The sequence below is a fragment of the Serratia sp. OLAL2 genome (assembly GCF_002752475.1).
GTDB lineage: Bacteria > Pseudomonadota > Gammaproteobacteria > Enterobacterales > Enterobacteriaceae > Serratia > Serratia bockelmannii.
In genome coordinates this window covers 364600-387071 of the sequence record NZ_MSTL01000016.1, presented here as the reverse complement: position 1 = coordinate 387071, position 22472 = coordinate 364600, and the positions used below count along the sequence as shown (strand labels likewise).

Annotated in this window: 18 protein-coding genes and 1 tRNA gene; 6 read left to right on the top strand and 13 right to left on the bottom strand. The window is 59.5% G+C overall.

The annotated features are described in order from the left end of the window. Positions 1-169: 169 nt before the first annotated feature. Both BVU99_RS10650 and argF read right to left on the bottom strand, forming a co-directional pair. Positions 170-1738 (bottom strand): ABC transporter substrate-binding protein, encoded by a 1569-nt coding sequence (locus BVU99_RS10650; protein WP_099817751.1) that lies wholly within the window; start codon positions 1736-1738, stop codon positions 170-172. Positions 1739-1932: 194 nt separating this feature from the next. After that, entirely contained in the window at positions 1933-2952 is a 1020-nt protein-coding gene (gene argF, locus BVU99_RS10645) for an ornithine carbamoyltransferase (protein ID WP_099817039.1), read from the bottom strand. Between the two features lie 162 nt (positions 2953-3114). Between argF and rraB the strand changes: the two genes are divergently transcribed. Both rraB and miaE read left to right on the top strand, forming a co-directional pair. Then, entirely contained in the window at positions 3115-3540 is a 426-nt protein-coding gene (rraB, locus tag BVU99_RS10640; RefSeq protein WP_025305115.1) for a ribonuclease E inhibitor RraB, read from the top strand. Between the two features lie 178 nt (positions 3541-3718). Further along, on the top strand, positions 3719-4483 hold the full coding sequence (gene miaE, locus BVU99_RS10630; protein WP_099817038.1) for a tRNA isopentenyl-2-thiomethyl-A-37 hydroxylase MiaE: 765 nt from the start codon (positions 3719-3721) through the stop codon (positions 4481-4483). A 15-nt stretch (positions 4484-4498) separates the two neighbouring features. On the opposite strand, the gene BVU99_RS10625 is transcribed toward miaE, so the two are convergent. From BVU99_RS10625 to pepA, 5 genes are all read right to left on the bottom strand, one after another. Next, positions 4499-6106: a GMC family oxidoreductase N-terminal domain-containing protein gene (locus BVU99_RS10625; protein WP_099817037.1), complete on the bottom strand. Its 1608-nt coding sequence runs from the start codon at positions 6104-6106 to the stop codon at positions 4499-4501. Between the two features lie 226 nt (positions 6107-6332). Beyond that, positions 6333-6836: a GNAT family N-acetyltransferase gene (locus tag BVU99_RS10620; RefSeq protein WP_004933360.1), complete on the bottom strand. Its 504-nt coding sequence runs from the start codon at positions 6834-6836 to the stop codon at positions 6333-6335. 199 nt (positions 6837-7035) lie between these two features. After that, positions 7036-9912: a valine--tRNA ligase gene (locus tag BVU99_RS10615; protein ID WP_049294759.1), complete on the bottom strand. Its 2877-nt coding sequence runs from the start codon at positions 9910-9912 to the stop codon at positions 7036-7038. 12 nt (positions 9913-9924) lie between these two features. Continuing rightward, positions 9925-10374, bottom strand: coding sequence for a DNA polymerase III subunit chi (locus BVU99_RS10610; RefSeq protein ID WP_025305119.1), 450 nt, complete (start codon positions 10372-10374; stop codon positions 9925-9927). 84 nt (positions 10375-10458) lie between these two features. Next, positions 10459-11970 (bottom strand): leucyl aminopeptidase, encoded by a 1512-nt coding sequence (gene pepA / locus BVU99_RS10605; protein WP_004933352.1) that lies wholly within the window; start codon positions 11968-11970, stop codon positions 10459-10461. Between the two features lie 282 nt (positions 11971-12252). On the opposite strand from pepA, the gene lptF reads away from it, so the two are divergent. Further along, positions 12253-13347 carry an LPS export ABC transporter permease LptF gene (lptF, locus tag BVU99_RS10600; RefSeq protein ID WP_043139168.1) on the top strand — a complete coding sequence of 365 codons (1095 nt, stop codon included), beginning with the start codon at positions 12253-12255 and terminating at the stop codon, positions 13345-13347. Beyond that, positions 13347-14417, top strand: a complete 1071-nt coding sequence (gene lptG, locus BVU99_RS10595) for an LPS export ABC transporter permease LptG (protein ID WP_019453290.1) — start codon at positions 13347-13349, stop codon at positions 14415-14417. The genes lptF and lptG overlap by 1 nt, the downstream gene beginning before the upstream one ends. A gap of 61 nt (positions 14418-14478) precedes the next feature. On the opposite strand, the gene BVU99_RS10590 is transcribed toward lptG, so the two are convergent. Then, complete coding sequence (locus BVU99_RS10590; protein ID WP_033636877.1) at positions 14479-15237, bottom strand: DeoR/GlpR family DNA-binding transcription regulator; 759 nt, start codon at positions 15235-15237, stop codon at positions 14479-14481. A 200-nt stretch (positions 15238-15437) separates the two neighbouring features. On the opposite strand from BVU99_RS10590, the gene BVU99_RS10585 reads away from it, so the two are divergent. Then, positions 15438-16154, top strand: coding sequence for a LuxR family transcriptional regulator (locus tag BVU99_RS10585; protein ID WP_033636878.1), 717 nt, complete (start codon positions 15438-15440; stop codon positions 16152-16154). On the opposite strand, the gene BVU99_RS10580 is transcribed toward BVU99_RS10585, so the two are convergent. From BVU99_RS10580 to deoC, 5 genes are all read right to left on the bottom strand, one after another. Continuing rightward, positions 16155-16847 carry an acyl-homoserine-lactone synthase gene (locus tag BVU99_RS10580; RefSeq protein ID WP_080352488.1) on the bottom strand — a complete coding sequence of 231 codons (693 nt, stop codon included), beginning with the start codon at positions 16845-16847 and terminating at the stop codon, positions 16155-16157. It abuts the gene before it with no gap. 1213 nt (positions 16848-18060) lie between these two features. Next, positions 18061-18453, bottom strand: coding sequence for a VOC family protein (locus BVU99_RS10575; RefSeq protein ID WP_049208826.1), 393 nt, complete (start codon positions 18451-18453; stop codon positions 18061-18063). Between the two features lies 1 nt (position 18454). Beyond that, positions 18455-19786, bottom strand: coding sequence for an L-fucose:H+ symporter permease (gene fucP, locus BVU99_RS10570; protein WP_049208827.1), 1332 nt, complete (start codon positions 19784-19786; stop codon positions 18455-18457). Further along, positions 19783-21312, bottom strand: a complete 1530-nt coding sequence (locus BVU99_RS10565) for an FGGY family carbohydrate kinase (protein ID WP_060448227.1) — start codon at positions 21310-21312, stop codon at positions 19783-19785. Before BVU99_RS10565 ends, fucP begins: the two co-directional genes overlap by 4 nt. Positions 21313-21377: 65 nt before the next feature. Beyond that, positions 21378-22127, bottom strand: coding sequence for a deoxyribose-phosphate aldolase (gene deoC, locus BVU99_RS10560; protein WP_049204492.1), 750 nt, complete (start codon positions 22125-22127; stop codon positions 21378-21380). A gap of 243 nt (positions 22128-22370) precedes the next feature. On the opposite strand from deoC, the gene BVU99_RS10555 reads away from it, so the two are divergent. Then, positions 22371-22455 (top strand) — tRNA-Leu (locus tag BVU99_RS10555). The last annotated feature ends 17 nt before the right edge of the window (positions 22456-22472 follow it).

Below are 22472 nucleotides of genomic sequence, written 5' to 3'. Positions count from 1 at the left end.
CGATAGGCAGTCGGTTTTGTCGATTGCGGCTAACAAAACAAACGTCGTTTTTCATGCTTTCTCCTGGCAAATTGTGGCGCATTATACTCGCGCTTTTCGCCACTGCAAGCGTTAAAACGCCGTTTTTTGCCGCCCCGCAATCGATTGGCCGGCGATGGCCGCTCGCCGGCTATTTGCTGACGCGATCGTAGTAGACCATGTCGGCGTTCAGCCCTTGTTGATAGCCTTTGACGTTGTCGCGCAGCACCACTTCGGTTTTGGCCTGATCGATAAACACGTACGGCGAACTGCGCTGCAGCTCCTGCTGCATGGCGGTGTACAGCGCGCGGCGCTTGGCCGGATCGGCTTCGGCCAGCGCCGCCAGCGTCTGCTGGTTCAACTGCGGGATCTGCCAGCCGTTCAGCCCGGCCACCGTGCTGCTCTTGCCGTCGTTGTAGGCGAAGGCGCTGGCGTTGGAGTGGGCGTCGAAGTAATCCGGGATCCACAGGCGGATCGCCGCCTGATGCTGCCTGGCGCGCACGCGGGAGTAAACCTGGCTGCCCGCGGCCGGCAGCAGCTCGATCTTCACGCCGGCGGCGGCGAAGCTGCCCTGCAGCGCCTGCGCGATGGTGATGAACGGCGGTTTGTTCTCCACGTCCAGCGTAAAGGCGGCGTGGGTAATCCCCGCCTTGGCCAGGATGGCTTTCGCCTTGGCCGGATCGTAGCTGAACGGGTTGGTCTCCAGCGCGCCCGGCAGCCCGACCGGCAGGAAGCTCTGGTGCACGAAGTATTGTCCCTTCAGCAGATCCTTCGTGATGCCTTGATAATCCACCAGGTAGCGCGCCGCCTCCCAGAAGGCCGGGTTGTTCAGCAGCGGATTGGCGCCGTTGCCGGTGTTGAATACCAGGTAGTTTTGCTCGGCGGACGGGATCTCCAGCACCTTGACGCCCGGCTGGTTCTTCAGCGTGTCGGTCTGGTCGGCGCCCAGTTCGCGGGCGATATCGGCGTCGCCCTGCTGGAGCAGCAGGCGGCGGGTGGCCGGATCTGGCACGTTTTTAATGATGATGTTTTTCAGCTGCGGCTTGTCGCCCGGCGAGGTGGGGTTGGCGTCCAGCACGATCGCCTGATGCGGCTGATAGACGCGCATCTTGAACGGGCCGCTGCCGGCGGAGTGCATCTTCAGCCAGGCGTTGCCGAAGTCGCCGTCTTTAACGTTGGCCAGCGCCGCTTTGCTGTCGACGATCGAGGCGATCGGCGTCGAGAGGATATTCAGCGCCACCGCCGGGCTGACGTCCGCCGTCCAGCGCAGCTGCACGGTATGTTCGTCGATCTTCTTCAGCTGCGCGTCGATGTTGTCCGGCTGCCAGCCGAGCACGTTGAGGATGAACGCCGGCGATTTGTTCATTTTGACCGCGCGGCTGTAGGAAAAGATCACGTCGTCGGCGGTCAGCGGGTTGCCGGAGGCAAACGCCGCCTGCGGCCGCAGTTTCACCGTCAGCGTTTTGGCCGCCGCATCGCTCTGCCAGCTTTCCGCCAGCACCGGCGCCACCTTGGCCGGATCGTCGCGATCCGCCTGCACCAAGCGCTGATACAGGCTGGGCACCGTCTGGATGCTGGATAGTTCGTTGGCTTCCGCCGGATCGAGGCTGACGATGTCATCCAGCGATTGCACCACCACCAGCGTATTCGGCGGCGTGGCGGCTAACGCGGCGGCGGGCAGGGCGGCGAGCAGGAACAGCGGTAAGAGTTTGGTTTTCATCGATGTGTATCCCCTGAAGGCGCCGCAAGGCGACGCTAAGAACGGTTTGTTATCGTTGGTTTTTACGGCGCGGGCGCCGTCGGCCTGCCACGGTAGAACCTTTGCCGGCGGCGGGCAAAGGCCAATCCGCTATTTGATATTCCAGGAATATATTAGCCGCCCTGGCCGGGGGTGCCAGGGCGGAGGGGGAACAATCAGAGGGTTTCGCTCAGCGTGGCGACCAGCACCGCCTTGATGGTGTGCAGCCGGTTTTCCGCCTGATCGAACACCACGCTGTGCGCCGATTCGAACACCTCGTCGGTCACTTCCATGCCGCCGTGCAGATCGTACTGCTGCGCCATCTGCTTGCCGAGCGTGGTTTGATCGTCGTGGAACGCCGGCAGGCAGTGCAGAAACTTCACGTTCGGGTTGCCGGTCAGCTTCAGCATCGCCATGTTGACCTGATACGGCCGCAGCAGCGCGATACGCTCCTGCCAGGTCTCTTTTGGTTCGCCCATCGACACCCAGACGTCGGTGTAGAGGAAGTCGGCGTCTTGTACCCCTTCGGCGATGTCTTCGGTCAGGGTGAGTTTCGCGCCGGTTTGCTGCGCCAGCGCCTGGCATTCGGCCACCAGCTCCGGCTGCGGCCAGCAGGCCTTCGGCGCCAACAGCCGCAGATCCATGCCCGCCAGCGCGGCGGCTTCCAGCAGCGTGTTGCCCATGTTGTTGCGCGCGTCGCCGACGTACGCCAGCTTCACCTCGCTCAGCGCCTTGCCCGGCAGGTGTTCCTGCACGGTGAGCAGATCCGCCAGCAGCTGAGTGGGGTGGAACTCGTCGGTCAGGCCGTTCCACACCGGCACGCCGGCGTGTTCCGCCAGGGTTTCCACCAGCGCCTGGCCGTAGCCGCGGTATTGAATACCGTCGTACAGGCGGCCCAGCACCCGGGCGGTGTCTTTCATCGACTCTTTATGGCCGATCTGGCTGCCGCTTGGGCCGAGATAGGTCACCTGCGCGCCCTGATCGAATGCGGCAACTTCGAAAGAGCATCGCGTACGGGTCGAGTCTTTTTCGAAGATGAGCGCAATGTTTTTGCCCTGCAGCCGGCGCAATTCCTGCCCCTGCTTCTTGGCCTGCTTCAGATCGGCCGAAAGCCGCAGCAGCGCCTGCAGCTCGGCGGGGGTGAAATCCATTAACCTCAGAAAGTGACGTTGGTAGAACGCATTGCCGGTGCTCATAGTCCGATTCCCTGATCGCTCAATTGAATTAAAATTCACTTTATATGTATGAATATTCAATTTCAACCCCGACGAGCAAATCTTTCACGTTTATCGTGGAAGCAATGTCGGCGGTGTGTGAAAATAGAAGGAATGAAGGCCATTTGACTTGAGGATATAGGCATGGCAAACCGCGAATTGCTGGAAGAACAACGTGAAGAGACCCGCCTGATCATCGAAGAACTGCTGGAAGACGGCAGCGATCCGGACGCGCTCTACACCATCGAGCACCATCTGTCCGCCGAGAAATTTGAGGTTCTGGAGCAGGCCGCCGTTGAAGCCTTCAAGCTGGGCTACGAAGTGACCGACGCCGAAGAGCTGGAAGTGGAAGACGGTTCGATGGTGATGTGCTGCGACGTGATCAGCGAAGTCGGCCTGAACGCCGAGCTGATCGACGCCCAGGTAGAACAGCTGGTGGCGCTGGCGGAACGCTGCGGCGTCAACTACGACGGCTGGGGCACCTACTTCGAAGATCCGAACGGTGAAGACGGTGAGGATGACGAAGACGGCGACTACATCGACGAAGACGACGACGGCAAACGCCACTGATTAATCCCGCTTATTCACATGGGCCGGCTCTCGCCGGCCCCTGATATCCCCGTCGTCTTTCAAGCTGCAGCGTTGTTGGCTGCACTCTCTCACCCCAGTCACTTACCTGAGTAAGCTCCTGGGGATGAGTGAGCTGGCCGCCTAGCTGCGACTTGAAATACATAGGGCAATGAAGCCGATGACATACCAATCCCTGTTAGCCCCGATTTTAAGCTTCCTGCACTGTGAAACTCCCGACTCCTGGATCGACGCCGCGCGCCGTCCGGAAAACCTGCAGCTGTTGCTGACCGACCACCTGGTGTGCGAGCTGAAAGCCGCACAGACCGGCATGTGGCTGATCCGCCGCTATGTGGCGGACAAAGAGAGCGGCGACGCGCTGTTGGCGCTGCTGCGGCCCTACGAGGCGTTTCTGCACGAAGCGCAGGGCGCGCCCGACACGCTATTCCGCCAGGGCCAGTTCACCCGCAAGATCCTGCCGAAAAACGGCTCGGCCTACGGCCAGGATCTGGCGGATCGCATGGTGCTGTTGATCAAGGAAGAGTTGCACCACTTCTCACAGGTGCTGGAGATCATGCAGGCACGCGGGATCCCATATCGCAAGATCACCGCCAGCCGCTACGCCAAGGGGATGATCCGCGAGATCCGCACTCACGATCCGGCGACGCTGATCGACAAACTGATCTGTGGCGCCTACATCGAAGCGCGATCCTGCGAACGCTTCGCCAAACTGGCGCCGCACCTGGACGACGAGCTGAACCGCTTTTACGTCTCGCTGCTGCGATCCGAAGCGCGCCACTATCAGGACTACCTGACGCTGGCCGAGCAGATCGCCGGCGGCGACATCAGCGAACGGGTGGCGCATTTCGGCCGCCTCGAAGCTGAACTGATCCTGTCGCCGGACAGCGAGCTGCGCTTCCACAGCGGCGTGCCCGCCGCCGCCTGAGGTTGAAGCGCGCCCTTACTGCGGCGCGCCCAGCAACAGATCCACCGCCTTTTCCGCCAGCATGATGGTCGGCGCATTGGTGTTGCCGCTGGTGAGCTGCGGCATCACCGAGCAGTCGATCACCCGCAGCTGTTCAAAACCGTGCACCCGCAGCTGCGGATCGGTCACCGCGTCCTGCGGCGACGGCCCCATGCGGCAGCTGCCCACCGGGTGATACACCGTCTTGCAGAAGTTGCGCACGAACTCTTCCAGCTGCGCCTCGTCGCGCGTCCACTCCGGCTGCGGCATCAGCAGATCTTTGATCAGCGGCTTCAGCGCCGCGGTTTGCAGGAAGCCCAGGCCGAACTTCACCGCGCGCACGCTGCCGGCCAGATCGTCCGGGTGACCGAGGTAGTTGGCGTGCAGCCTGACCGGATCGCGCGGGTTGCTGCTGCGCAGCTGCACTTCGCCGCGCGCCTTCGGCTGCAGGTAGCCGACCTTGAGCGTGAAGCCGTGAATGTTCGGCAGCGGCTCGCCGGGCACGTCGTCCCAGCTGTCCAGCAGCGGCAGGAAGTGGATCTGCACGTCCGGCCGGCCGTCGCCCTGGCTGTCGGTGAAGGCGGCGCCTTCCAGCACGTTGGATGAGAGCACCCCGCTGCGAAACGCCAGCCACTGCGCGCCGTGGCTCAGCGCCTGCAGGCCGCGATCGGCGCCGAACAGGCTGATCGGCTCGCGGGTGCTGACGTTGATCGACATGTGCAGATGGTCGTGGAAGTTTTTGCCCACCGGCAGATCCGCCCGCACCTCGATGCCCAGCTGCTGCAGGTGGTCGCGCGGGCCGATGCCGGACAGCATCAGCAGCTTCGGCGAACCGACCGCGCCGGCGCTGACGATCACCTCTTTGGTGGCGAGTGCGGTCACTTCCGCGCCGCCGTTCTGGCTGTAAACCACGCCGGTGGCGACGTTGCCCTCGAAGGTCAGCCGGTGCGCCAGGGCGTTCAGTTTCACCACCAGCCGCCGTTCGTCGCGCACTGCCTTCAGGTAGGTGCGGGCGGTGCTGGCGCGCTCGCCGTTGCGGGTGGTGGTTTGGTAGAAACCGACGCCGTGCTGGCTGTCGCCGTTGAAGTCGTTGCGATAGGGCAGGTTCAACTCCTGGCCGGCGCGGATAAACGCCATGCTCAGCGGGTGGCGGTAGCGGTTCTCGCTGACCGGCAGCAGCCCGTCGGCGCCGTGGTAGTCGTCGGACAGGCTTTCGTTGGCCTCGGCGCGTTTGAAGTAGGGCAGCACCTCCCGGTAGCTCCAGCCGGTGCAGCCGTAGCGTTCGGCCCAGTCGTCGTAGTCCTGCGGCTGGCCGCGCAGGTAGATCATACCGTTGACCGAACTGCTGCCGCCCAGCACCTTGCCCTGCGCGATCTGCATGCGGCGGTTATTTGCATGAGGTTCCGGTTCCGTCTCGTAGGGCCAGCTTTTTTTGGCGATGATCTTGGCCACCCCGGCCGGCATCTTGATAAACAGGTTATTGTCGTCGCCGCCGGCTTCCAGCAGCAGCACCCGCGCCTGGGTGCGGCGGATCAGCTGCGCCGCCAGCACGCAGCCGGCGGAACCGGCGCCGACGATGATGTAATCAAAGGTATTTTCCGACATGACAGCTCTCCGTGCGCGATTGGGATACTGGCAGAGTAGCGCGGGGGGAAAAACGGTCAATTTGCGATCGTTAATTTATTAACGAACTTCACATTAAATTTACATCATGGTTTTTAACGTCAGTTTATCTGCTTGAAAAACGGCGTTATAGCGAGTTTTACTGATTGATTGCGATATTAATAAAATGGCGCAGCACGCTGCGCCATGATAGAGAGGCGGGGGACGATTACAGCGTTTTCAGCATGGTGACTTCGCAATCGACGTGGCCGGTGGCGCCCATCGCGTGGTCGATGTGTTCGAAGCCCAGGTGTTCGTACAGCGCAACGGCCTGCGTCAGGCTGGCGGTGGTCTCGAGGTAACAACAGCGGAAGCCGTGCTGGCGGGCGAAATCCAGCGCCTGCAGCGCCAGGCGTTTCGCCAATCCCTTGCCGCGCAACACCGGCAGGAAATACATCTTCTGCAATTCGCAAATATCGTCTGCGCCGCCCTGCAGCGGCGCGATGCCGCCGCCGCCGGCGACCTGGCCGTCCACCTCGATCACCCAGTAAGCGCTGCGCGGCAGGCTGTAGAGCTGATACAGGGCGTCCAGATTGGGATCGGAGACGGTATAGCCTTTATCCGCCGTCAGGCCGTGCTCGGCGGAGACTTCGCGAATGACGTGAGCAATGGCGGGATTGTCTTCCGCCGTGATGGGGCGCACCAGCAGGCGCGCCGGGGTTGCTGTTGTCATGTTTACACTCGCCATTGAAAGAGACCACGTTCGTTTTCGTTTTTATCGCAGCACGAAACGCGCCGGGGATTATTTCCCGGCGGCGTCCCTGCAGCAGTAATATCTTGTAATAACATCTAACCCGGCCCGGATGCAACGGCGATAAAAAAACAGCGGGGAAGACCCCGCTGTTTTTCAGGCGTTGGCGTGAGCCGGTGGATTACAGTGCGGCGATGGTCGCCTGCTGTTCCTGCAGCTTCACTTTGCCTTCTTTGCAGGCCGCCAGACGATCGCGTTCTTTGGCGACCACCGCCTCCGGCGCGCGTGCCACGAAGCCTTCGTTCGCCAGCTTGCCTTCGATCGAAGCGATTTCCGCATCCAGTTTACCCATCTCTTTCGCCAGACGCGCGATCTCGGCGTCCTTGTCGATGAAGCCGGCCATCGGGATCAGCAGCTCGGCGCCGTCCACCAGCTTGGTGACGGAGACCGGGCCTTTCTCACCGGCTGGCAGCAGCGCGATGGATTCCAGGCGCGCCAGACGGGCGATAAAGCTTTGGTTCTCCTGCACGCGGCGCTGGGCGTCGGCGCTGCAGTTGCGTAGCAGCACGTCGAGCGCTTTGCTTGGCGCGATGTTCATCTCGGCGCGGATGTTGCGCACGGCGATGATGGTTTGCTTGATCCACTCCAGATCGTTCAGCGCCTGCTCGTCTTCCAGCGCGGCGTCGTAGGCCGGGAACGGCTGCAGCATGATGGTGTCTGCGGTCGTGCCGGTCAGCGGCTTCACGCGCTGCCAGATGGTTTCGGTGATGAACGGAATGATCGGGTGCGCCAGGCGCAGCAGCGCTTCCAGCACGGTGATCAGCGTGTGGCGGGTGCCGCGCTGTTCCGCTTCACTGCCGTTGCTCACCACCGGCTTGGTCAGCTCCAGATACCAGTCGCAGAACTGGTTCCAGGTGAATTCGTACAGGATGTTGGCCGCCAGATCGAAGCGGTAGGTGTCCAGCGCTTCGCGGTAGGCTTTCACCGTGCGGTTGAATTCGGCCAGGATCCAGCGATCCGCCAGCGACAGCACTTTCTCGCCGCCGTTGAAGCCGCAGTCGTGCGCTTCGGTGTTCATCAGCACGAAGCGGCTGGCGTTCCACAGCTTGTTACAGAAGTTGCGGTAGCCTTCCAGGCGCTTCATGTCCCAGTTGATGTCGCGGCCGGTCGAAGCCAGCGCCGCCAGGGTGAAGCGCAGGGCGTCGGTGCCGTGCGGCTCGATGCCGTTCGGGAACTGCTTCTCGGTGCGCTTGCGGATTTTCTCCGCCAGCTGCGGCTGCATCATGTTGCCGGTGCGTTTTTCCAGCAGATCTTCCAGCGAGATGCCGTCGACCATGTCCAGCGGATCGATCACGTTGCCTTTCGACTTGGACATCTTCTGGCCTTCGTCGTCGCGGATAAGGCCAGTCATGTAGACGGTCTTGAACGGCACCTGCGGCTTGCCGTTTTCATCCTTGATGAAGTGCATGGTCAGCATGATCATGCGCGCGATCCAGAAGAAGATGATGTCGAAGCCGCTGACCATCACGCTGGTCGGGTGGAAGGTTTTCAGCGCCTCGGTCTGCTCCGGCCAGCCCAGGGTGGAGAAGGTCCACAGGCCGGACGAGAACCAGGTGTCCAGCACGTCTTCGTCCTGGGTCAGCACCACGTCAGCGCCCAGGTTGTTCTCGCTGCGCACTTCTTCTTCGCTGCGGCCCACGTAGACTTTGCCGTTCACGTCGTACCAGGCCGGGATGCGGTGGCCCCACCACAGCTGACGCGAGATGCACCAGTCCTGAATGTCGCGCATCCAGCTGAAGTACATGTTTTCGTACTGCTTCGGTACGAACTGGATGTCGCCCTGTTCGACCGCTTCCACCGCCACTTTGGCCAGCGGCGCGGTGCGCACGTACCATTGATCGGTCAGCATCGGCTCGATCACCACGCCGCCGCGGTCGCCGTAAGGCACCGTCAGGTCGTGCGGTTTGACCTCGTCCAGCAGGCCCAACTGATCGAAGGCGGCAACCACCGCTTTACGCGCCGCGAAGCGCTCCAGGCCGCGGAACTCGGCCGGGATTTCGTTGCAGTAGTCGGTGCAGACTTCGCCCAGGGTGTTGAACACTTCCGCTTCCTGACGGATGTCGCCGTCGAAGGTCAGAATGTTGATCATCGGCAGGCCGTGGCGTTTGCCGACTTCGTAGTCGTTGAAATCGTGCGCCGGGGTGATCTTCACGCAGCCGGTGCCTTTTTCCATATCGGCGTGTTCGTCGCCGACGATGCGGATGCGGCGGCCGACCAGCGGCAGAATGATCTCTTTGCCGATCAGGTCTTTATAGCGTGGATCTTCCGGGTTGACGGCCACGCCGGTATCGCCCAGCACGGTTTCCGGACGGGTGGTGGCGACCACCAGGTAGTCTTTGCCCTCGGCGGTTTTCGCGCCGTCGGCCAGCGGGTAACGCAGGTGCCACATGGAACCTTTGGACTCGCGGTTTTCCACTTCCAGATCGGAGATGGCGGTGCGCAGCTTCGGATCCCAGTTCACCAGGCGCTTGCCGCGGTAGATCAGGTCTTCTTTGTGCAGACGGACAAACACTTCGCGCACTGCGTTCGACAGGCCTTCGTCCATGGTGAAGCGCTCGCGCTCCCAGTCCACGGAGTTGCCCAGACGGCGCATCTGACGGGTGATGGTGCCGCCGGATTCCGCCTTCCACTGCCAGATTTTGTCGATGAACGCATCGCGGCCGTAGTCGTGGCGGGTTTTGCCTTCTTCCGCGGCGATCTTGCGCTCCACCACCATCTGGGTGGCGATGCCGGCGTGGTCGGTGCCCGCCTGCCACAGGGTGTTTTTACCCTGCATGCGCTGATAGCGAATCATGGTGTCCATGATGGTCTGCTGGAACGCGTGGCCCATGTGCAGGCTGCCGGTGACGTTCGGCGGCGGGATCATGATGCAGAAGCTTTCCTGGCTGGTGTCGCCGTTCGGCTTGAAGTAACCCTGATTCTCCCAGTGATCGTACAGCTTCTGTTCGATCTGTTTTGGGTCGTATGCGGTGTCGAGCTGACTGTTTGTCTTTTCCATTCTTTATCGTATTCAGTGAGTTGGCGGCGTAGCCGTGGTCAAATGGAAGCCGACGCTGCGATAGGCCTTGTAACGGTCGCGCGCCAACTGTTTCAGAGTGTCTTCGTAAGGAACGAAGTCTACCACTTCATGGAAAGCGGTAGCAAAATCGGCAAACTGCGGCAGCAGGGCGATCAGCAGATCGCGCGGGGCATTGCCGCGCTTGCCGGGCCAGCACAGTTCCACCGGCGCGCCGTAGTGCGGCCCTTCGCCGGCCAGATTGTGCGGCACGAATTCATGCGGCTCGCGCTGCCACAGCGCTTCGTCCAGCCGCTGGGCCTGCTCCTGGCTCTCGCAGGCGATCAGCACCCGCTTGCCGGAACGGAAGCCGCTGGCGGCAACGGCGCAGGCCACGGCCTCATGGGCGCTGAGCGCGCCTGACGGTTCCGCGTTGTCGAGCAAATAAAACGTCGCCTGTTTCATTAAGGATCCACCGCTGCCGATAAAAAAATGTAGGGGCACAGCATGCTGTGCCCCTTGGGATTATACCTGAATTACCGCTCAGATTTAATCGTCGCCGTTCAGACCTGCACGGTTGAGCAGGAACTGCGACAGCAGCGCCACCGGGCGGCCGGTCGCGCCCTTGGCTTTACCGGAGCGCCAGGCGGTGCCGGCGATATCCAGGTGTGCCCAGGTGTACTTGCGGGTGAAGCGCGACAGGAAGCAGGCGGCGGTGATGGCGCCACCAGGGCGGCCACCGATGTTCGCCATGTCGGCGAAGTTGGAGTCCAACTGCTCGTAGTACTCGTCGGCCATCGGCAGGCGCCAGGCGCGGTCGCCGGCCTGCTCGGAAGCGCCCAGCAGCTCGTGCGCCAGCGGGTTGTGGTTCGACATCAGGCCGGTGATGTGGTGGCCCAAGGCGATCACGCAGGCGCCGGTCAGGGTGGCGATGTCGATCACCAGCTCCGGTTCGAAGCGCTCGACGTAGGTCAGGGTGTCGCACAGCACCAGGCGGCCTTCGGCGTCGGTGTTGAGCACCTCGACGGTCTGGCCGGACATGGTGGTCAGCACGTCGCCCGGACGATACGCCCGGCCGCCCGGCATGTTTTCACAGCCGGCCAGCACGCCGATCACGTTCAGCGGCAGGTTCAGCTCCGCCACCACGCGCATCACGCCGTACACGGTCGCCGCGCCGCACATGTCGTATTTCATCTCGTCCATGCCGTCGGCCGGTTTGATCGAGATGCCGCCGGAGTCGAAGGTCAGCCCTTTGCCTACCAGCACGATCGGCTTAGCGTCCGGATTTGGGTTGCCCTTATATTCCATCACCGACATCAATGATTCGTTCTGCGAACCGGCGCCGACCGCCAGATAGGCGTTCATGCCCAGCTCTTTCATCTGCTGTTCGCCGATGACGCGGGTGGTGATGTTGGTGCTGAAGGCGTCCGCCAACTGACGGGCCTGCGAGGCCAGGTAGCCGGCGTTACAGATGTTCGGCGGCATGTTGCCGAGATCTTTGGCCGCCTTGATGCCGGAAGCCACCGCCAGGCCGTGCTGGATAGCGCGCTCGCCGCTGGTGAGCTCACGGCGGGTCGGCACGTTGAACACCATTTTGCGCAGCGGACGACGCGGTTCCACCTTGTTGCTTTTCAGCTGATCGAAGGTGTAGAGCGTCTCTTTGGCGGTTTCTACCGCCTGACGCACTTTCCAGTAGGTGTTGCGGCCTTTCACGTGTAGCTCGGTCAGGAAGCAGACCGCTTCCATCGAGCCGGTGTCGTTGAGGGTATTGATGGTTTTCTGGATCACCTGCTTGTATTGGCGCTCATCGAGCTCGCGCTCTTTGCCGCAGCCGATCAGCAGGATGCGCTCGGAGAGAATGTTGGGCACATGGTGCAGTAGCAGCGTCTGCCCGACCTTGCCTTCCAGTTCGCCACGGCGCAGCAATGCGCTGATATAACCATCACTGATTTTGTCGAGTTGTTCTGCGATAGGGGACAGGCGGCGCGGTTCGAAAACGCCGACTACAATACAGGCACTGCGCTGTTTTTCCGGGCTACCGCTTTTTACACTGAACTCCATGCACTCTCCTGAATCTTAAAGACAAAGGCGGACGCTACGGCTAGAATAACCGACTCCGTAACGATCTCCTGCCATTTGAGTTAACGGATTATGTTAACCTGAACGGCATAAATTGCTCTGTTTTGGCGACTATAAGCAAGTTCCTATAGGACACCCAAACGGCTTGATGTTGTAATACTATTTTAGCTGTGAAGGTTGCCATATGATGAGAATAAATGGCGGATTAACGATGAAATTATCGATTTTCCTGCAAAAAGACAAGTTTTCACAGGCGTAATAAGCGTGATCATCATAAGATATCTGGTACGGGAAACGCTCAAGAGCCAAATCGCCATCCTGTTCATCCTGCTTCTGATCTTCTTTTGTCAGAATTTGGTCAGGGTGTTGGGCGACGCGGTGGACGGCAATATCCCGACAAACTTAGTACTCTCTCTGCTCGCGTTGGGCGTGCCGAAAATGGCGCAGCTCATCCTGCCTTTGAGCCTGTTTCTCGGCTTGCTGATGACGCTTGGGCGGTTGTATACCGAGAGCGAAATCACCGTTATGCACGCCTGCGGGCTGGGCAAGCGCACCCTGATTATCGCCGCCATGATCCTGGCGCTGCTCACCTCTGCGATCGCGGCGGTGAACGTGTTTTGGGCCGGCCCCTGGGCTTCGCGCTATCAGGACGTGGTGGTGAACGAAGCCAAGGCCAACCCGAGCATCGCCGGGCTGGCGGAAGGGCAGTTCAAACCCTCGCAGGACGGCAACGCAGTGCTGTTTATCGGCAACGTGAAGGGCAGCACCTTCAACGACGTGTTCCTGGCGCAGCTGCGACCGAACGGCAACCAACGCCCGTCGGTGGTGGTGGCCGAGCACGGCAACATCGTGCAGCAGAAAGACGGCTCGCAGGTGGTGACGCTCGACAAGGGTACCCGCTTTGAAGGCACCGCGCTGCTGCGCGACTTCCGCATTACCGACTTCACCGACTACAAGGCGGTGATTGGCCACCGCACCGTGGCGGCCGATAACACCGAATCCGAACAGATGTCGATGCAGACGCTGTGGGAGTCCGACGATCCGGACGCGCGCGCCGAGCTGCACTGGCGCCTGACGCTGGTGGTCTCGGTGGCGCTGATGGCGCTGCTGGTGGTGCCGCTCAGCGTGGTGAACCCGCGCCAGGGCCGCGTGCTGAGCATGCTGCCGGCCATCCTGCTGTATCTGATCTTCTTCCTGCTGCAGACCTCGCTGCGCTCCAACGCCGGCAAGGGCAAGCTGGATCCGATGCTGTGGCTGTGGCTGGTTAACGGCGTTTACTTCGCGATCGCGCTGGCGCTGAACCTGTGGGATACCGTGCCGATGCGTAAGCTGCGCGCACGCCTGAGAGGAGCGGCCTGATGTTTGGCGTATTAGACCGGTATATCGGTAAAACGATTTTCAACACCATCATCATGACGCTGTTCATGCTGGTGTCGCTGTCCGGCATCATCAAGTTCGTCGATCAGCTGCGCAAGGTCGGCCAGGGCGAGTACACCGCGCTGAGCGCCGGCATGTACACCCTGCTGAGCGTGCCGAAAGACATCGAGATCTTTTTCCCGATGGCGGCGCTGCTTGGCGCGCTGCTCGGCCTGGGCCAACTGGCGACGCGCAGCGAACTGGTGGTGATGCAGGCTTCCGGCTTTACCCGCCTGCAGATCGCCGGCTCGGTGATGAAAACCGCCATTCCGCTGGTGCTGCTGACCATGGCGATCGGCGAGTGGGTAGCGCCGCAGGGCGAGCAGATGGCGCGCAACTACCGCGCCCAGCAGATGTACGGCGGCTCGCTGCTCTCCACCAAGAGCGGGCTGTGGGCGAAGGACGGCAACGACTTCATCTACATCGAGCGCGTCTCCGGCGACAAAGAACTCTCCGGCGTGAACATCTACCACTTCAACGATCAGCGTCGCCTGGAGACGGTGCGTTATGCCGCCACCGCCAGCTTCGAGAACGGCCTGTGGCAGCTTTCGCAGGTGGACACCTCGGATCTGACCAACCCGAAACAGGTGACCGGCACCCAGACGCTGACCGGCGAATGGAAAACCAATCTGACCCCGGACAAGCTGGGCGTGGTGGCGCTGGATCCGGATTCGCTCTCCATCAGTGGGCTGCACAACTACGTGAAGTACCTGAAGCAGAGCGGCCAGGAATCCAACCGTTACCAGCTCAATATGTGGAGCAAAATCTTCTCGCCGCTGTCGGTGGCGGTGATGATGCTGATGGCGCTGTCGTTCATCTTCGGCCCGCTGCGCAGCGTGCCGATGGGTATCCGCGTGGTGACCGGCATCAGCTTCGGCTTCCTGTTCTACGTGTTGGATCAGATCTTCGGCCCGCTGAGCATGGTCTACAGCATGCCGCCGGTGCTGGGCGCGCTGCTGCCGAGCATGCTGTTCCTGCTGATCAGCGTGTATATGCTGCTCAAACGCAAGTAGCGGGGCGAGTGGTGGTGAAGAAAGGCGTGGCCGCGGGGCCACGCCTTTTTTGTTGGGGGGATTAGCTGACGCTCAGCAGCGCGATGCCAGCATCCTGATAGGCCTGCGCGTCTTCCGGCAGGCGATCCAGCACCAGGGTGTCGATCTGGGCAGGGGAGGCGAACTGCGCCAGCGAGGTGTTGCTCAGCTTGGAGTGATCGCACACTACGATCACTTGATTGGCATGCTCAACCATCGCGCGCTTGGTTTCGGCCAGCATGATGTCGGCCACACAGGCGCCTTGTTTCAGCGACAATGCGTTGGCACCCATAAACGCCTTGTCGATGTTCAGCGTATCCAGCAGCGAACGGCCGTTGATGGCGACCGCGCAGTGATAACCCTTTTTGACGATGCCACCCAGCAGGATGATCTGGATCGATTCGACGTCTTCCAGACTCTTGGCGATCATGAAATCGTTGGTGACCACGGTCAGATTGCGGCGCTGGCGCAGATGGCGGGCGATCTGCAGGGTGGTGGTGCCGGTATCCAATACGATGATGTCGCCGTCTTCCACCAGGCCGGCGGCCAATTGACCGATTTGCTCCTTGGCGCTGAGGTTCACCTCTTCACGCTGATCAGAGCCGACCTCGAAGCTGGCGCGGGTGCGCAGAATGGCGCCGCCGTGGGTGCGTGTCAGCATACCGGCGTCTTCCAGAATGCGCAGATCGGTGCGGATGGTGGCGCCGGAGACGTTAAAGCGCGAGCTCATTTCCCCCACGGAGAGCTTGCGCTTCTCTTTGAGAATGGCGAGGAGTTTTTCCTGGCGCTCTTCTGCGAACATGCTCACTCATTCACTCCTGACAGGCACAATGGACGTGCGGCTAATATACCCCGCGTATCGGCGGCAGGCAAAGCGCTTGCCGGCCACCGAGGGCAATATTCCACCGGGCATTATCCGTGCGAGATGTGAAGGTTACGGCGCGTCGATCCTTTTTGGTATAGTCTACCCAGCAGCGTATTGGGTAGCGGGGCAGGCAGTTAATGGAATATGAAGAGAATATCAGTCACATTATCAGCAAGCATCTGGAAGCGGCATTAGGCGATTTCGGCGAGCTTATCTGGGCCTACGTGGTGTTATCCAAGAAAGATATGTCATGTATCTTTGGCGTTACCAATTATCCCGGTGAATGGGTAAAGCAATATAAAGAGCAAGGGCTACAATATACCGATCCGGTAGTCATTACGGCGCTCAATCGCCTGACGCCTTTTGCCTGGGATGAAAATCTGATGGCCGGTGCCGGCTTCCGCTTTTCTGAGTTGTTCGAGCAAGCACGCGAATTCGGCGTAGCCGACGGCTATACCTTCGTGTTGCATGATTTTAATAATAATCTGGTGACCCTTTCCTTTACCCTCGCTGCCGAGCGCAAGGCGGAAACCATGCAGATGCTGAATCAGCATAAAGGCGATATTTCATTGCTGTTGGCATCGACCCATGAGATGTATTTGACGCTGACTTCACTGTCCGAAAAAAACACCGCGCGCCAAGAAAAAAACGCCCGTTTTACCGAGAGAGAAAACGAGATCCTCTATTGGGCCAGCGTAGGGAAAACCTACCAGGAAATGGGTATGATCCTGGGGATCAAAACCTGCACCATCAAGTTTCATATGGGGAACATTGTCAAAAAGCTGGGGGTGGCGAATGCCCGGCATGCTATCCGTTTAGGGATGGAACTTCAGCTGATTAAACCGGTGGGGTGATTAGAATGCAGGTTCGTCGCTCAACGGCCAGGCGTTTAGCATGTGCTCGTCTTGCGTATTCAACTTTTTGAATATTTTGTTTTTTAATGCCTCCTGGCTCTGACGATCAACGTGGCCCAACAGCAAATGAACGGGCTCGTTCTTTTCCGATATGCCTGTCTTCAGCAGCGTGACGTTCCAGCCGGAGCTTTTGATGATATGCAACATCGGATGGCTGGAGACGGCCAGTATGCCGTCATAGCCGTGTTGCCGCGCATAGTTGATCAGCGATAAGAACAGCGCCAGAGTCACAGGGAACCGGCGACCCAGCAGTGACTGGGTTCTTTCTTTATCGACGAAAAAGCGTGTGGATTCGATGAAATTCCCTTCTGGAATGACGATGTCATGAAAGAAAGAGGAAAATGCGCTGTTCAGCATATTCTTGTGTTTCATATCAATCATCCTGGTACCACAAACTATCATGTTGTCCTTTACGCCAAATATATAGTTTGTCTTATCATTATCAAACTCATCCAGCTCCTTGCCGTCTGAACAGTTCACGGCCCATTGCAGCCTGTCTTTAAAGACATTTTTCCTTAAAACATAAAGTTCTGCTGATTTTTCGGTGCTCATTGATGCGTAGTTGGTGCTGTAAATATTAAACATAATGTTACCTTTGAATAAATTAAGAGAAATAACTTTATCCAGTAACATCAGCGAAGTTTCACTACGAGCATGCCGGTGCGTGAGAATGATAAGGCTTTTTAAGCGATCGGCGCTAACCTTATTATGCCGTGCCGCGAGGCAGTTTCAGGGCAATGGCACAGTGAACACAGCAGGCCGGCGAAATTGAACGGCCTGGCCGATTAAAGACAGGAGAGGATTCCAGAATTGCTATCATGGGCTGCCCGGCCTTGTCTGCCATGGCGAAATATTAACTGGTGATTTTATAATGAATGGTGTCTTAATTATTTTAATAGTGAATTGGTGATATTTTCCTACTGAAGATTTGCCTATAAGGCATGACTTCGTCGTCCCGCAGAGGAATAAGCGTGAAAATGGCGGCCAGTGTGATTTTTACAGTTGTCCTCGGACCTGTACTCCTGCGTGACCAAGTCCGCTCTTAAAAAATATCTGATAGAGATCACATTATTGTAATGACAGGAACGGTGCTATTTCGTGATGGTTCTGCGGGTATGTTGGGCTGCTGGGTGAAATGAGCAATGTGTGGTGGTCTTGATAGAACGCCGTGGCGGCTGAGATACAGAGCGAAAAATAGTGCTAGCACCCGATTTCCGCTATGTGAAATAATAACCCAACTGAACTTATGAAGGTCTAGTAGGGTACTATACTTTAGTCTAACTAGCTTCTAACTCCCTAAGGCGATACACTTTTCTAGTCAATTTTTGATGAAAAAAACATAAAAAAAACCTGACCTCGTAGGGTCAGGCTGCCAAGATCGGCCAACACCAGGGAAAATTTTCTTACACCATCTTAAAGCTATCAACTCAGCAGAGGCAAGTGTTCTCTGCTGGTTTTTAGCTTTGGGTTGCTGTTTTGTTACGTATGCACGCTATTTTCTGTTGGTTCTAGATAAAATCCCATATCAAGAAATAACATCTCTCCCCTGACAACCCCGTTCCCATTGACTTATTCCAGTTATGACTGCCGTAGATGAAAAAATAGTGTTGTCGAAATGTTGTGCAAACATATTTTTTATTGGCTGAATTATTGTGATGCAATTATTTTCAGCATTGTTATCCCGGTTCGGGATTATTTGGCATCGTTTACATAGATCGGGGGAGTAACAAGCATAACCCGACAAGCGGCGAGCCAAGGTTATAAAGACGCGTGAGCTGACAAAAAAGCGAATGAGGCCCGATGGCTTATAACAGCCATCGGGCCTTGTGCTATGTGGGAAGAAACATTACAACGGTTGGCTGAACTCCACCCGCTCACCGTCCGGCCCGGCGATCATCAGATAGCGCACGCCGTTGGCGCCGCTGGGCTGCAGCGTCGGCCCTTCAATCACCGGATAGCCCAGATCCGCCAGCCAGCGTTGCGTGGCCGCCAGATCGGTGACCCGCAAAGCGATGTGGTCGATACCATAGGCGCTGGCGGGGCGAGTCAGCCCTTCGGCGGGTAGCTGGTATAACTCCAGCGTTAACTCACCCAACTGCAAAAACTGTACGGTGACGGGGCCGCTGAGCGCCAGCGTTTGCCGGGGTTCGAAACCGAGTGAACGATAGAAGCCGGCGGCTCGTTCGATATCGGCGCAGCGCAAACCGACGTGCATCAGCCCGTTAATTCGGTGTGCCATATCAAATCCCCTTGCGCGCGCAGTAGAAGCCATAGAAGGCGACGTAGGCGAAGCAGATCAGCGGCACCGCGAAGGCGATCTGCATATCGCCGCCGTTGAGATCGGAGATGATGCCCATGATTAACGGCACCACCGCACCGCCGATGATCGACATCACTACGATCGAACCGGCTACCTGAGTTTCTTCGCCCAGCCCTTTGATCGTCAGGCCAAAGTTGGTTGGCCAGCACAGCGCCATGCAAAAGTTGACGCCCATGATCGCCACCACCGCCAGCAGGCTTTGGATGTTGACGGCCAGCAGCAACAGCAGCACGCATACCGAACAAAACACGCCGAGCAGCCGCGCCGGGCTGAACTTTTTCATCAGCGCGGTGGTGACCACCTTGCCGGCCGAGTAACAGACCAGCGTGGCCAGCAGCCAGTAGGTGGCTGAATGCTCGGTTGCCCCCTGTTCAATCATCTGCACAAAACGAATGGTGAAACTCCACAGCCCTACCTGCGCGCCGACATACAGGAACTGCGACAGCACCCCCAACCGGAAGCGCGGCAGCGCCAGCAGGATCTTCAGCGATTGCATCAGCGGCTTGCCCGCTCCCTGGTGCGAGCGCTGGGTTTTGCAGGCGGGGAATTTCACCGCCACGAAGATCAGCGCCAGCACGATCAGCGCGCTGCCGATGATCAGATAAGGTGTGACCACCTGTGACACCATCTGGGTGCGTGCCGCTTCGGCCGCCGCCGGTGGCATCTGCAGCAGCTCGGCGTGGCTGGGATCGTTTTTGCCGAACACCAGCTGCTGGCCGATCAATACGCCAAAAATGATCCCCAGCGAGTTGAAGATCTGCGAGAAGTTGATGCGCTGGGTGGAGGTTTCCAGCGGCCCCAGCAGGCTGGAGTAAGTATTGGCGGAGGTTTCCAGGAACGACAGCCCGGTGGCGATCACCCCCAGGCAGGCCAGGAAGGCGCCGTAGGTCATGATCTGCGCTGCCGGGATAAACAGGAAACAGCCGAGCGCGTACAGGCACAGGCCGATCACGATCGCCACCTTGTACGAGTAGCGTTTGATCACCGCTGCGGCGGGCAGCGCCATCACGAAGTAGCCGAGGAAGAAGATCGACTGCACCAGTGCGGTTTGGGTATCCGACAGATCGAAGCCTTTTTTGAACTGGGCGATCAGAATATCGTTCAGGTTGCCGGCCATGCCCCACAGGGCGAACAGGCAGCAGACCAGCATCAGCTGCAGCCAGGGCGTGGCGGGCAGATAGGCGCTGCGGTCGATGCTTTCGGCCGCGGCGTGTTGTGCCACGTCGCCTTTGTTAATCAGAGAGTCGCTCATTGCGGTGTTCCTTCATCCGGAGAAAAAGAGAACGAGCTAATAACGTCAAGCTGCTCGTAGAGGGGTTGCGCCTGGCGGTAGAGCTGTTCGAACAGCTCGAAGCAGCGCAGGTAGTGCTCGTGTTGGCGCAGATCGGGGGTAAATTCGCGCTCGATGCTGACGGTGCGGCTCACCCCTTGGGCGAAACTGCTGAACAGCCCGACGCCGACCCCGGCGACTATCGCGCAGCCGGTAGTGCCGTTCTCCTGATTGCGCGTTTGCAGCAGCGGCAGGTTGTAGACCGAGGCCTTGATCTGCAGCCACAGTGGGCTACGTGCGCCACCGCCGGAGGCGATCATTGCCTCCGGCTCCTGTGCGTGGCGCCTGAGCTGCTGCAGATTACGCAGGGAGGCCAGCGCTACGCCTTCCAGCACCGCGCGGTAGAGATGCGGCTGCCCATGCTTGCGCTGCAGGCCGAAGAACTGCGCGCGCGAGTTGGTGTGTTCCGCCAGCCGCTCGCCGGTCAGGTAGGGCAGGAACAGCAGCCCCTCGGCACCCGGCGGCACCTCGGCCGCCATATCGAGCATCTGTTGGTGGCTGAGTTGGCCGGCGCTTAGCGCCGAACGCGCCCAGCGCATGGCGTCGCCACCGGCATCGAGCAGGGTAAAGCCGCCCCAGGCCGAGTTGGCCAGGTGCAGGTTGTTGACGCTGGCAGAGAGCAGCGGGTGTTCCGAGACCACGGTGAGCAGCGTGGAGGTGCCGGTGCTGTCGGAGGCGATGCCAGCCTGATAGACGCCGGAACCGAGCAGGGTAGCGGCCATATCCGCCGTGCCCGCTACTACCGGCACGCCCGGCGGCAGACCGGTAACGCTTGCCGCTGCGGGCGTAATGTGGCCAATCACCTCGCTGGAGAGGTGGATGGCGGGCAGCTGATCGGCGCGCAGCCCGAACTGCCGTAGCGCCTCTGGCGACCACTGCAGCGTGGCGCTGTCCATCAGGTAATAGCAGGAGGCTTCACTGTAGTCGGTGGCGCGTACGCCGCAGAGCCGGAAATTGACGTAATCCTTAGGCATCAACACCGTGGCGATGCGCTCCCACTGCGATGGGTGATGCTCACGCAGCCAGGCCAGCTTGAACGCCGGCCAGGCGGCGGTGGGGGGATTGTTCAACAGTTCGAGCCAGGGCTGCGGCGGCTGTTGGTGGCTAAAGCGCGCCACCTGCGGCTGCGCGCGTTTGTCGTTCCACAGCATGGCGCGATCGACGACCAGCTCGCCGTCGGCATCGAGCAAGACCGTGCCGTGCATTTGCCCGCAGGCGCCGACGGCGGCGATACGCGGCCAGTATTCGGCGTAGCGCGCGTACAGCTCCTGCGTACACTGGCAGACACTCTGCCACCACAGTGAAGGCGGTTGTTCCGACCAACCGGCCTGCTGCGTGATCTGTTCGTACTCACGCTGGGCGAAGCCAAGGATTTCCCCGGTGTTGGTGACCAGCCCGGCGCGGGTGCTGCCGGTGCCGATATCAAGGGTAAGAAGTAAATCTTTCATTGTTATCACTCCCGTGGCGGATGGTGCGGGCCACCCGCAGAAGCGTGCGCTGGGATCGCGCAAGATTAGTTATCGTTCAGCTCTGGGAACAGGCCTGGATCCTGTTCGAGCTGCTCCAGCACGCGCTGGGTAGCCGCCGCGCTCATGCCAAAGCGGCGTACGCCCAGCCGATACAACGCGCGCACCGTGTCCAGATCGCGAATGCCGCCGGCCCCTTTGATCTGGATGCGGCCACGCAACTGATCGGCGATGATCGCTACTTTCTCTACCGTAGCGCCGGTCGGTGCCCAGCCGGTGGAGGTTTTCACCCAAGCCATGCCGACCTCGACGGCGATGTCGCACACCCGACGGATCTGCTGCTCGTTCAGATAGTGCGTCTCCAGAATGACTTTGGCCGGCACCGGCGCGGCGGCCTCGACTACCCGGCGCAGATCTTCGCGCACATAGTCGTAATCCCCCGATAGCACCTTGCCGATGTTCACCACCATATCGACCTCGCGCGCGCCCTCGGCGATCAGCTGGCGTACCTCCTGCACCTTGAGGTCGGTAGTCTGCCCGCCGCCGGGAAAGCCGACTGGCCCGCCAATCATCACGCCCGCCTGACCGCGCTCCGGCAGCAGGGTGCTGAGGAAACGCGTCCAGCAGGGCAGTACGTGCACCGAGATGATGCGATAGCGGCAGGCCAGCGCGGCGCAGTGACGCACGTCTTCCTCGGTATTGGTGGCCTGCACTGCGCTCAGATCGATCAATCTGGCCATGCTTCTGGTTGTTTCATTCATTGCGTTTATCCTTCTTTTATTTTCATTTGATTTTATTTATTCACCTTATTCTCTTTCATATGGCTTTAAAATCAGCATTTGGTGAAATTGTGATCGGATCTGCGGTTTTGGAGTGAGGGGCGTGAAAGAGCGGGAGGAAGATGCGGTAAACGCCGCAATAAGAGGGTAAACGGGGATTGTGACGCTTTTTTCAACATTTAACTCATTGAATGCCTGATAACTCTTGCGCACCGATCGCGGGAAGGTATAATGCACCCGTTTTCCGCATACTACTTCAGTGCCGAAGTGGCGAAATCGGTAGACGCAGTTGATTCAAAATCAACCGTAGAGATACGTGCCGGTTCGAGTCCGGCCTTCGGCACCATACAAAGTTTTTTTCAA

Bases quoted from the DNA above. Each gene is read 5' to 3' on its own strand.
- argF (WP_099817039.1), bottom strand. From the start codon at position 2,952: ATGAGCACCGGCAATGCGTTCTACCAACGTCACTTTCTGAGGTTAATG.
- BVU99_RS10610 (WP_025305119.1), bottom strand. From the start codon at position 10,374: ATGAAACAGGCGACGTTTTATTTGCTCGACAACGCGGAACCGTCAGGC.
- pepA (WP_004933352.1), bottom strand. From the start codon at position 11,970: ATGGAGTTCAGTGTAAAAAGCGGTAGCCCGGAAAAACAGCGCAGTGCC.
- BVU99_RS10580 (WP_080352488.1), bottom strand. From the start codon at position 16,847: ATGTTACTGGATAAAGTTATTTCTCTTAATTTATTCAAAGGTAACATT.
- lptG (WP_019453290.1), top strand. From the start codon at position 13,347: ATGTTTGGCGTATTAGACCGGTATATCGGTAAAACGATTTTCAACACC.
- BVU99_RS10565 (WP_060448227.1), bottom strand. From the start codon at position 21,312: ATGAAAGATTTACTTCTTACCCTTGATATCGGCACCGGCAGCACCCGC.
- BVU99_RS10625 (WP_099817037.1), bottom strand. From the start codon at position 6,106: ATGTCGGAAAATACCTTTGATTACATCATCGTCGGCGCCGGTTCCGCC.
- BVU99_RS10585 (WP_033636878.1), top strand. From the start codon at position 15,438: ATGGAATATGAAGAGAATATCAGTCACATTATCAGCAAGCATCTGGAA.
- BVU99_RS10620 (WP_004933360.1), bottom strand. From the start codon at position 6,836: ATGACAACAGCAACCCCGGCGCGCCTGCTGGTGCGCCCCATCACGGCG.
- BVU99_RS10615 (WP_049294759.1), bottom strand. From the start codon at position 9,912: ATGGAAAAGACAAACAGTCAGCTCGACACCGCATACGACCCAAAACAG.
- BVU99_RS10575 (WP_049208826.1), bottom strand. From the start codon at position 18,453: ATGGCACACCGAATTAACGGGCTGATGCACGTCGGTTTGCGCTGCGCC.
- miaE (WP_099817038.1), top strand. From the start codon at position 3,719: ATGACATACCAATCCCTGTTAGCCCCGATTTTAAGCTTCCTGCACTGT.
- BVU99_RS10650 (WP_099817751.1), bottom strand. From the start codon at position 1,738: ATGAAAACCAAACTCTTACCGCTGTTCCTGCTCGCCGCCCTGCCCGCC.
- BVU99_RS10590 (WP_033636877.1), bottom strand. From the start codon at position 15,237: ATGTTCGCAGAAGAGCGCCAGGAAAAACTCCTCGCCATTCTCAAAGAG.
- rraB (WP_025305115.1), top strand. From the start codon at position 3,115: ATGGCAAACCGCGAATTGCTGGAAGAACAACGTGAAGAGACCCGCCTG.
- fucP (WP_049208827.1), bottom strand. From the start codon at position 19,786: ATGAGCGACTCTCTGATTAACAAAGGCGACGTGGCACAACACGCCGCG.